The sequence below is a fragment of the Mesorhizobium sp. M1A.F.Ca.IN.020.06.1.1 genome, from assembly GCF_004023265.1.
Classification (GTDB): Bacteria; Pseudomonadota; Alphaproteobacteria; order Rhizobiales; family Rhizobiaceae; genus Mesorhizobium.
The window spans coordinates 1-10572 of record NZ_RZSR01000086.1; the positions used below are offsets into that span (position 1 = coordinate 1).

Annotated in this window: 9 protein-coding genes; 5 read left to right on the forward strand and 4 right to left on the reverse strand. The window is 63.3% G+C overall.

Annotated features, from left to right (window positions below):
* From EOA60_RS06375 to EOA60_RS06385, 3 genes are all read left to right on the forward strand, one after another.
* On the forward strand, positions 1-283 hold a 283-nt coding region (locus tag EOA60_RS06375), incomplete at its 5' end, for a nuclear transport factor 2 family protein (RefSeq protein WP_206628101.1).
* Positions 284-365: 82 nt separating this feature from the next.
* The gene (locus EOA60_RS06380; RefSeq protein WP_095824204.1) at positions 366-2420 is read left to right on the forward strand and encodes a M3 family metallopeptidase; all 2055 of its coding nucleotides are present in this window, start codon (positions 366-368) and stop codon (positions 2418-2420) included.
* A gap of 303 nt (positions 2421-2723) precedes the next feature.
* On the forward strand, positions 2724-3662 hold the full coding sequence (locus tag EOA60_RS06385; protein WP_095826496.1) for an IS110 family transposase: 939 nt from the start codon (positions 2724-2726) through the stop codon (positions 3660-3662).
* A 4-nt stretch (positions 3663-3666) separates the two neighbouring features.
* Here EOA60_RS06385 and EOA60_RS06390 read toward each other — a convergent pair whose 3' ends face one another.
* From EOA60_RS06390 to EOA60_RS06405, 4 genes are all read right to left on the reverse strand, one after another.
* Positions 3667-5205, reverse strand: coding sequence for a M81 family metallopeptidase (locus tag EOA60_RS06390; RefSeq protein ID WP_127334909.1), 1539 nt, complete (start codon positions 5203-5205; stop codon positions 3667-3669).
* Between the two features lie 79 nt (positions 5206-5284).
* The gene (locus EOA60_RS06395; protein ID WP_067001418.1) at positions 5285-6112 is read right to left on the reverse strand and encodes a carbohydrate ABC transporter permease; all 828 of its coding nucleotides are present in this window, start codon (positions 6110-6112) and stop codon (positions 5285-5287) included.
* On the reverse strand, positions 6109-6978 hold the full coding sequence (locus tag EOA60_RS06400; protein ID WP_095826270.1) for a sugar ABC transporter permease: 870 nt from the start codon (positions 6976-6978) through the stop codon (positions 6109-6111). The genes EOA60_RS06395 and EOA60_RS06400 overlap by 4 nt, the downstream gene beginning before the upstream one ends.
* A 305-nt stretch (positions 6979-7283) precedes the next feature.
* A complete protein-coding gene (locus EOA60_RS06405) occupies positions 7284-8513 on the reverse strand; it encodes a sugar ABC transporter substrate-binding protein (protein WP_067002159.1) in 1230 nt (409 codons plus the stop codon).
* Between the two features lie 170 nt (positions 8514-8683).
* Between EOA60_RS06405 and EOA60_RS06410 the strand changes: the two genes are divergently transcribed.
* Together EOA60_RS06410 and ugpC are read left to right on the forward strand one after the other, a co-directional pair.
* Positions 8684-9454, forward strand: a complete 771-nt coding sequence (locus tag EOA60_RS06410) for an SDR family oxidoreductase (protein ID WP_164748186.1) — start codon at positions 8684-8686, stop codon at positions 9452-9454.
* A gap of 2 nt (positions 9455-9456) precedes the next feature.
* Positions 9457-10524, forward strand: a complete 1068-nt coding sequence (gene ugpC / locus EOA60_RS06415; RefSeq protein WP_095782651.1) for a sn-glycerol-3-phosphate ABC transporter ATP-binding protein UgpC — start codon at positions 9457-9459, stop codon at positions 10522-10524.
* Positions 10525-10572: the final 48 nt, after the last annotated feature.

Sequence of the window (10572 nt, forward strand, 5' to 3'; positions counted from 1 at the left end):
GTCCGAATTGCTTTCTGAAGAGGTGCACATGAAGCTCGACGATGTCGGCGTCGTCCAGGACAAGCAGGAATTCCTCGCTTCGATCGACGAATGGCAAGGCGCGGTTGCCGGCGCCGCCATCCGCCATCGCATCGAGAAGAGCGAAAAGGGCGAGACCACGGTGCTCGCCTGCTACGATTTCCCCGAGAACGACACGCTGATGCGCGAGACCTTCACCGTCGTCGGCGGCCGCATCACCGCCAGCACTCAGACGGCGGTCGCGCAGGACTGCAGCGCCTACTGATCCTGTTGTTGCGCGGTGCCGAGCACCGCCCTACATCGGGATAACCCGCCTCCATTCAGCCCCACCAAAAGCGCCTATGGATTTGCCCATGTCAAAGACCGTCGACCTCGCCGCCCATCCGCTGACGCTTTGGCAAGGCCCGCTCGGCCTGCCCGATTTCACCCGCATCGGCGACAATGATTTCGGGCCGGTATTCGACGCGGCGCTAGCAGCGCACCAGGCTGAGATCGACGCGATCGCCGGCAACAGCGAGGCGGCAACGATCGAAAACACGCTGGCTGCACTTGAGGTCGCCGGCGAGCCGCTCGACCATGTCTCGTCGATCTTCTGGTGTCGGGCCGGCGCCTACACCAACGACACCATCCAGCAGCTGGAGCGCGAGATTTCGCCCAAGATGTCGCGGCACTTCTCCGCGATCTCGATGAACGAGAAGCTGTTTGCCCGCATCGACGACCTCTACCAGCGCCGCGACAGGCTGAGCCTCGATCCCGAGACGTTGCGTGTGCTGGAAAAGACCTGGAAAGGCTTCGTCCGCTCCGGTGCGAAGCTCGATGCGGAAGGCAAGAAGCGGCTGGCGGAAATCAACGAGGAACTCTCCTCGCTCGGCACCAAATTCGGCCAGAATGTGCTGGCCGACGAACGCGACTGGGCGCTGTTCCTCGACGAGGCTGACCTCGTCGGCCTCCCGGATTTCTTGAAGAGCTCGATGGCCGAGGCGGCCGAGATGCGTGGCCAGAAAGGTCGCTATGCGGTGACGCTGTCGCGCTCGATCTACGAGCCGTTCTCGACCTTCTCGGAGCGCCGCGACCTGCGCGAGATCGCCTTCCGCGCCTTCATCATGCGCGGCCAGAATGGCGGCGCCAGCGACAATACCGATGTGGTGCGCGACATGCTGAAGCTGCGCGCCGAGAAGGCGAAGCTGCTCGGCTATGAGTCTTTCGCGGCGCTTAAGCTCGACGACACGATGGCGAAGACGCCGAAGGCGGTGCACAACTTGCTCGATCCGGTCTGGGAAAAGGCGCTGGAAAAAGCGGCCGCCGATCAGAAGGAGTTGGAGCGGCTGGCCACCGAAGCCGGCAGCAACGACAAATTCGCGGCATGGGACTGGCGCTTCTACCAGGAGAAGCTGCGCACGGAGAAATTCGCTTTCGACGAAGCCGAGCTGAAGCCCTACCTGCAGCTTGAGCGCATCATCGACGCCTGCTTCGATGTCGCGACCAAGCTGTTCGGCGTCAGCTTCGAGGAGAAGAAGGGCATTGCCGCCTGGCATCCCGACGCGCGCGTCTTCGTGGTCAAGAACGCGGACGGCAGCGAGCGCGGCCTGTTTCTGGCGGATTACTTCGCGCGGCCCTCGAAACGCTCCGGCGCCTGGATGAGCGCGCTGAAATCCGGCTACAAGCTTGGGAAAGGCGCGAAGCCCGTCATCTACAACATCATGAACTTCGCCAAGCCGCCGGCCGGCGAGCAGGCCCTTCTCTCCGTCGACGAAGCAAAGACGCTGTTTCACGAATTCGGCCATGCGCTGCACGGCATGCTGACCGACGTCACTTGGCCGTCGGTCTCCGGCACCTCGGTCAGCCGCGACTTCGTCGAACTGCCCTCGCAGCTCTATGAGCATTGGCTGACGGTGCCGGCGGTGCTGGAAAAGCATGCGCTGCACGTCAAGACCGGCAAGCCGATGCCGAAGGACCTGCTCGACAAGATGCTCGCCGCACGCACCTTCGGCGCCGGCTTCGCCACGGTCGAGTTCACCGCCTCGGCGCTGATCGACATGGCTTATCACGCAAGGCCGGACGCGCCGGCCGAGCCGCTTCCGTTCGAGGCTGAAACGCTGGAAAAGCTGCATATGCCCAACACCATCGCCATGCGTCACCGCACCCCGCATTTCGGGCATATCTTCGCCGGCGAGGGGTATTCAGCCGGCTACTATTCCTACATGTGGTCGGAGGTGCTGGACGCCGACGCCTTTTCCGCCTTCGAGGAAACAGGCGATCCCTTCAACCCGGACCTTGCCGAGCGGCTGAGGAAGAACATCTACGCCGCCGGCGGCTCCAAAGACCCGGAAGAGCTTTACACGGCCTTCCGTGGGAAAATGCCTTCGCCCGAGGCGATGATGGTGAAAAGAGGGTTGGTGTAGCGCGCCCCTCCCTTCTCCCCATGTGGGAGAAGGTGGATCGGCGCGGAGCGCCGAGACGGATGAGGGGTGTTCCAGCGGAGTGAGACGTCAGCATTCCTTGGAGCACCCCTTGTATCTGCGCGGAGGAGACTTTGTGCGAGAAGAGCGACTGAGCCTCGAACCGGACGGCCATCCGATTCGAGGCTTGGCGAAGTCGCCCGACACCCCTGCGGTCACAACCGTGGATGAGCCAGGGATCTTCGCCTCCGTCACGTACGACCGAATAGTCGCTTGGCTCCAATCGCACGCACAAGGCAGGTTACCGTGGACAAGACCATCTGTGGAGTGGACGTTTCGAAAGAATGGCTCGATGCCCATCTCGAGCCGAACGGGGCGGCAGGCCGCTTCCGTAACGATGCGGCAGGCATCACCGATCTGGCCGCTTGGTGTCAGGGCCATGGCGTCGAGCTTGCCGTCATGGAGGCCAGCGGCGGCTACGAGCGGCTGGCCTTGCTGCTGCTGTGGGATCTGAGCCTGCCTTGCGCTCTCGTCAATGCGCGCAGCGTGCGCCGTTTTGCAGAGGCGATGGGCTTCCTGGAAAAGACCGATGGGATCGATGCCGCCATGATCGCCGGCTACGCGCAGGCCAAGCGCGTACAGCCGACTCTGCCGCCGAGCCCGGCCCAGCAGCGGCTCAAGGCCTTGGTGGCACGGCTCGGTCAGGTCACCGGCGATCTCACCATCCAGAAGCAGCGCAAGAGTGCTGCCGCCGACACCGAAACCATCGCCAGCCTCGATGAGGTCATCGCGTTGCTCGTGCGCCAGAGCCGCAGGCTCGAGGGCGAGATCGCCTCGCTGATCGACGACGATCCGTTGTGGGCATGCCTTGACCGCGCCTTTCGCTCGCTCAAAGGGATCGCCTCGCGCAGCGTTGCTCGCCTGATGGCCGAATTGCCCGAGATCGGCATCCTGTCCAACAAGGCCATCGCCAAGCTGGCCGGCTTGGCGCCGATCGCCAATGACAGCGGTAAGCGCAGCGGCCGAAGACCGGTGCGTGGCGGTCGCGCCGGGCCCAGGGGCGTGCTCTTCCTCGTTGCCCGCATCGTTGCCAAATACGATCCGCACCTGGCCGCCTTCCAGCACCGGTTGCAGGCCGCTGGAAAGGAAAAGATGGTCATCCGCATCGCTCTCGCCAGAAAGCTGCTCGTCATTCTCAATGCAAAAGCACGCGACGCGCGAACCGAGTTCGCAAATGCAACTTGACACCTCAGATAGTCGCTTGTCCGTCGCCTGCGGCGACACCTTCTCCCACAGGGGGAGAAGGAGGAGCCTCATCCTTCCACGGATCCTTCACCCTCGGCCATATCGGCCTCGTCAGCTTCCTGTAATCCGTCACCGCCGGATTGCTGGGATAAGAACTCGGCGCCGCGACATAGATGACCTCGGCGGCGATCGGCGCGAAGCCGGCGTAGAAATGGTTGGTCGACTTGATCAGCAGGATGTCCTTCGACATCGGATCGACGCCGATATTGGAGAAGATGTCCGGCTCGAAGGTCTGGGTGCGGTTGGTGTTGAGGATGACGTCGACCTCGGTGCCCTCGATGCGAACCACCGCAGCCGGCCCGAGCGTCACCCGGCTCGGCCCGAAGCTTTGCCAGCCCTCGCTGACGGCCTTGAGCACCGTGACGCGTGCGTCGATCGGCTCGCCCGCCTGCGGCCCGGCCTTGCCGCCGAAGCGCAGGTCGATGACGGCGCCCTCGCCGGCGGCCTGGCAGAAGGTCACCGCGATCGGATCCCAGATCGTGGCGACGCCGACCCTGTCGATCCCGCGCGCTAACAATTCGGAGAGCACGATGGTGCCGTCGCCCGGCACGCCGCCGCCCGGATTGTCCCAGATATCGGCGATCACGACCGGCTTGTCCTTCTGTGCCGCACGCACGGCAAGCGCCCGCTCGATGCCGGCGGAGGCGGAGAGCATCGTCATCGCCGTCTTTTCGCGCAGCGCATAGAGCTCGCGTCCCAGCGTCTCGGCAAGCTTCTCGCCCTTTTCCTTGTCGTTGTCGGTGATGACCAGGATTCGCGTGCCCATTTCCGGCACGTCGGCGGCCATGAAACCGTGGATGACCGAGACCGACAGCACGCCGTCCTTGCCGTGCAGCGCTTTGATCTTGTCGACGAAGGAGCGCATCGGCTCGCGGCTGGTCGGCAGCACCTGGATCATGCGGCAGTCGAAGGTCGAGATCACCGGCTTGATTTCGCCCCGCGCCGCGGCAAGGCCGAGCTCGACCACATGCTCGCCGCGCTCGTAGAAATCGGTGTGCGGGAATTCGAGGAAATAGGCCATGATGTCGGAGGCCGCGACGCGCTTGGGCGTCAGATGGCTGTGCGGATCGAATTCCGAGGCGATCACCACCTTCGGCCCGACGATAGCGCGCACACGCTCCAGCAGGTCGCCCTCGCAGTCGTCATAACCCTGCGCCACCATCGCGCCGTGCAGGCCGAGGATCACCGCATCGACCGGCAGGGCGGCATTGAGCTGGTCGAGGATCTCGTCGCGCAGCGCCTCAAAAGCCTGCCGCTGCACCAGCCCACCGGGCTCCGCCCAGGTGGCGGTGCCTTCGATGACGGTCAGGCCTTCGCTCGTCGCGCGCCGGCGCAGCGCCACGATCGGCGAGGAGCACAGCGTCGGCGTCTCCGGATGTTTTCCCGGTCCGGCATAGAAGGCCATCTCGAACGAGGCCCGGTCGGTCGGCACCGGCGAGAAGGTGTTGGTTTCCGTCGCCAGGGAGGCGGTGAAGATGCGCATCAAAACTCCGTGGACTATTTGTTTTTGGCAATTCCGGACGGAAAACCGCTCCACAGTTTTCCTGGAATTGCCGGGATTGCTATTTCACCGCTCCTAATGCCAGCCCGCGGACCAGGTAGCGCTGGAGCCAGATGAAGAGGATCGCCACCGGCAGCGTCGCCAGCAGCGTGGCCGCCATGACGTGGTGCCATTCGATCGTGTAGCGGCCGGCGACCAGCGAGAAAACCTGGATCGGCAACGTGTAGCTTTCCTGGCTGCGCAACATGGTGAGCGCCACGACGAACTCGTTCCAGGCGTTGATGAAGGTGAAGATCGCCGTCACAGCGATTGCCGGCAGGCAAAGCGGCAGGAACACTTTTCGCAGCGTCAGCCAGCGGCCGGCTCCCTCCATCCAGGCCGCCTCCTCGAGGTCGCGCGGAATGGTGTCGAAATAGCTCTGCAGCATCCAGACGGTGAAGGCGACGTTGAAGGCCATGTAGATGAAGCCGAGTGCCGTCGTGCTCTCGACCAGCCCCCAGGCGGCCATCAGCCTGAACAGGCCAAGCACCAGCACGATCGGCGAGATCATCTGCGAGATCAGCAGGAACTGGCGGAAGGCGCCATAACCGGCAAAGCGGAAGCGCGACATGGCATAGGCCGCCGGCACCGAGATCAGGATGGCGCCGATCGTGGCGAGCGCCGAGACATAGAGCGAATTGAGAAGCGCCTGGCCGAAACCGGTCGCCACCCACATATCGGCAAAATTCGACCAGCGGAATTCGCTCGGCCACCATGTTGGCGTCAGCACTTCGGTCCGCGGCTTGACCGCAGTGAGGAACATCACCGCGAAGGGGAAGATCGTCACCACGATCAATGGCGCAAGCAGCAGCCAGGCGATGATCGAGCGTTTCAGCTTGCCGTTTCTCATGCGCGTTGCTCCCGCATGGCGAGCCGCACATAGATCATGGTGAAGATGAGCAGGATGACGAACATCACCAGCGACACCGCCGAAGCCTCGCCCAGCTTGCCGATGCGGAAGGCGAGCTTGTAGAGATGGGTGACCAATATGTCGGTGGAGTTCGCCGGTCCCCCTTGAGTCATCACCCAGATGATCGGGAAGGAGTTGAAGACGTAGATCGTGTTGAGCACGATCGCGATGTTGATGAACGGTTTTAGGAGCGGAAAGGTGATCTCGCGGAACTGCTGTAAGGGGGTCGCGCCCTCCAGCGCCGCGGCTTCGTAGAGATCGTCGGGGATCGACGACAGGCCGCCGAGGAAGATCGTGGTGGTGAACGGCACCGTCACCAGAATGCCGATCAGCACCTGCATCGGGAAGGCGGTCTCGGCGCTCGCCAGCCACTGGATGTTCTGGCTGATCAGGCCGAGCTTCATCAGCCCCGAGTTCAGCATGCCGCTTTCGCCGTTGAGCGCCCAGCGCCATACCACCGCCGTCATGGTGAGCGACACCGCCCAGGGCAGCATGATGATGACGCGGGCCAGCCCACGGCCGTAGAAGTCGGTATTGAGGATGATCGCCACCGGGATCGACAAGAGCAGCGCCCCGCCGACCACCAGCACGGTCCATAGGCCGGTGCGCCACAGGGCGGCGACAAAATCGGGATCGGCAGCAAGCGCCCGGAAATTGGCCAGGCCGCTGAAGTCGCGCAGCTGGCCAAAGCGAGTCACGTCATGCGTCGAGATCTGCACGAGATCCCAGACGGGCCAGAAGATCACCACCGCCGCCAGCAAAAGGCTGGGAAGCGTCAGCAGATAGGGCACGACACGGCTTTGCATCGGCTGGCTTGCACCGCGTTGCGGGTAGATGGCAGTGGCATTGGTGCTCAAGGCACGGTCCCCGCATTGGAATTTCGCTGGCCTGCCGGCTTGGCTGTCGTTCTTCCTGGGCAATTGCTTCAGGATTTGCATTCCTCGCCGGCGTTTGAGCCGACATCGATGATTGTCCTTGTCTGAACCGATTGCCCGGTCGTTCTTCCGCAATCCGACAGAAAACCGCGCCCGTTTTCCTGCGATTGCCAAGCCGGAGAGATGTGGCGCGCCCCGACGGGGTGGGGCGCGCCACGGGCGCAGGGAGATACGCCCTATTTCTTCAGTACGCCGTTGGCCTTGTCTGCCGCCTCCTTCAAAGCGGCCTCCGGCTCGGCGCTGCCGAGATAGATCTTCTGCATGGCGTCGGAAGTGATCTGGGCGATTTCTTCCCAGCCCGGGATGACCGGCGCGAAGCGAGCGTCGGGCAACAGCGCGGTGAAGGCGGCGAGGTCGGCGTTGTTGACGTAATAGTCCATCTTCGCCTCTTCCTTGTTCACGGGCAGGAAGCCTTCGCCTTGCGTGAACTTGGCGCGCTGCTCCTTGGTGAACAGGAAGTCGAGCAGCTTCCAGGCCTCGTCCTTGTTCTTGGAGTTCTTGAACATGATTATGGAATCGGTGACGCCATAGGTGCCGCGCGCGCCGGTCGGCCCGGCCGGAATGGCGGCGACGCCGTATTTCAGGCTCGGCGCCTCTTCCTTGATCTGGTTGGAGAGGAATGGCGCGGTGATCATCATGCCGACCTTGCCCTGCTTGAACAGGTTCTGCACGTCCTCGCGGTTGTTGGAGGTCACGCCAGGCTCGGTCAGGCCCTCGTCGATCATCGACTTGTAAAGCTTGGCCGCTTCAAGCGCCCCCGGCGTGCTCAGGCCCGACGTGCCGTCCTTGTTGAGGATCTCGGTGCCGAATGACCACATCGCGTAGTAGTAATAGACGTCCGTCTCGATCTCCTTGCCTTGCAGGCCGTAGCCGAAGGCGCCGACCGCCTTGATCTTGCGCGCGTCCTCCTGCAACTCGGTCCAGGTTGCCGGCGGCTTGGCTATGCCGGCCTTCTCGAACAGCTCCTTGTTGTAATACATGGCACGCGCCGAGGCGGCGATCGGCAGGCCATAGGTATGGCCGTTCATGATCGAGGGCTGCAGGAAGGTATCTATGAAGCGGTCCTTGAACTCGGGCTTGATGTAGCTGTCGAGCGGCTCGGCGACGTCTTGCTGCACGAAGTCGATCAGCCAGCGCGTCCCGATGATCGACAGATCGGCATTGGTGCCGGCAGTGATGTCGGTGGTCAGCTTCTGTAGGAGCACGTCCCACGGCACCACTTCATATTTGATGGTAATGCCGGGATTGGCCGCCTCGAACTCCTTCTTCACCTCTTCGAAATAGGGGCCAGTCTTGGCGCTGTATTCGGCGACGGTGACGCGCACCTCGCCCGCATCGGCCGGCGCGGCAAGCGCCAGCATGCTCATTCCGGCCAACAGGCCGACAGTCCATTTCGCAAGGCTCATCCGATCTCCTCCCATAATGCGCATTCGCGCCTGGCCGGTTGGCACAGGATTTATGTTACTTTCCTACATTATCGATGGTTTTCGGGGAAGCAAGCAGTTTATCATGTTGCTTAATTACATTTGGTTGGGTAGCGTTCTCTCCCTGTCGGAAGTGGCGAGGAGCACTGATCGTGGTGTCGCAAGGCGATTTCGAGGGCAAGACAATTGTCGTCACCGGCGCCGGCGGCGGTCTTGGCTCGGCGATCGTGGCGCTGATGGCCGAGCGCGGCGGCCGCATCGTCGGCTGCGACCAGTCGGCCGAGGCGCTGACCAGCCCGTACATCGCCTCGTGCCACGTTTTCAACCTGCTCGACCGCACCTCGATCGAAGCGGCGATCTCAAGCCTGCTCGACAAGGACGGCGTGCCGGATATCCTTGTCAACAATGCCGGCTGGACGCGCGCCGAGACGCTGAAAGCGTTGACGCCGGACAGAATGGAACAGGAGCTCGACCTCAACCTCGCCGGCGTGATGAGTTTCGCCGATCCGCTGGTCAAGGCGATGGCCGCGCGCGGCTCGGGCAGCGTCGTCTTCATCTCCTCGGTCAACGCCATCGCGCATTTCGGCAATCCGGCCTATGCCGCCGCCAAGGCCGGCATCAACGCTTACGCCAAGTCGATCGCCGTCGAACTTGGCCGCAGCGGCGTGCGCGCCAACGTCGTCTGCCCTGGCTCGATCCGCACCGCCGCCTGGGATCATCGCCTGGCTAAGGATCCCGAGATCCTCGGCCGGCTGAAGCGGCTCTATCCGCTCGGCCGCATCGTGAATGCGTCGGAAGTGGCCGAGGCCGTGGCTTTCCTTGCTTCCGACCGCGCATCCGGCATAACGGGCGCCGTGGTGCCGGTGGACGCCGGACTGACAGCCGGCTACCTGCCTTTCATTGATGACATTTTGGGAGCGTGACCATGACCGATGTCCAGTTTCGCAACCTGTCGAAATCCTTCGGCCAGCATAAAATCCTCGAGGACATCAACCTCGAGATCAAAAGCGGCGAGTTCGTCGTGCTGGTTGGTCCGTCCGGCTGCGGTAAGTCCACGCTCCTGCGCATGCTGGCCGGGCTGGAGACGATCTCCTCCGGTGATCTCGTGATCGGCGGCACCCGTGCCAACGACCTGCCGCCGCAGAAGCGCAACATCGCCATGGTCTTCCAGTCCTATGCCCTGTTCCCGCATCTGAGGGCCGCCGACAATATCGGCTTCGGCCCGAAGATCCGCGGCGAGACGCGTGCCGCGATCGACGACAAGGTGAAGAAAGCGTCCGGCGTGCTCAACCTCTTCTCCTATCTCGACCGCTATCCCAGGCAGTTGTCCGGCGGCCAGCGTCAGCGCGTCGCCATGGGCCGCGCCATCGTGCGTGAGCCCTCCGTCTTTCTGTTCGATGAGCCGCTCTCCAATCTCGACGCGCAGTTGCGCGTGCAGATGCGCACCGAGATCAAGGCGCTGCACCAGCGGCTGAAATCGACCATCGTCTACGTCACCCACGACCAGATCGAGGCCATGACCATGGCCGACCGCATCGTCGTGATGGATCGTGGCCGCATCCAACAGGTCGGACAGCCGCTCGAACTCTACGACCGGCCGGCCAACAAGTTCGTCGCCGGCTTCATCGGCTCGCCGTCGATGAGTTTTGTTTCCGGCGCGCTGAAGACCGCCGATGCCAAGTCCTGGTTCGAGACCAAAGGCGGCGGCCGGCTGGCGCTTGCCGGCAAGACAGCGTCCGGCGGCGACACGGTCGAGGCGGGCATCCGCCCCGAGCATTTCATCATCGGCGCGCGTGACGATGCCATCGCCATCGACGTCGACGTGGTCGAGCCGACCGGCTCAGAGACCCATGTCTATGGCTCGATCGGCGACGACACGGTACGCGCCGTGTTCCGCGACCGGCTGCAGGTGAAGCCGGGTGACCGGCTGCCAGTGAGCGTCGACCCGCGCAACATCCATCTCTTCGACAAGGCGACGGGCCTGCCGCTGTGAGATGAAAGGATGAAGACCCCGGCCGACATCATCACCCGCCTGCAACTG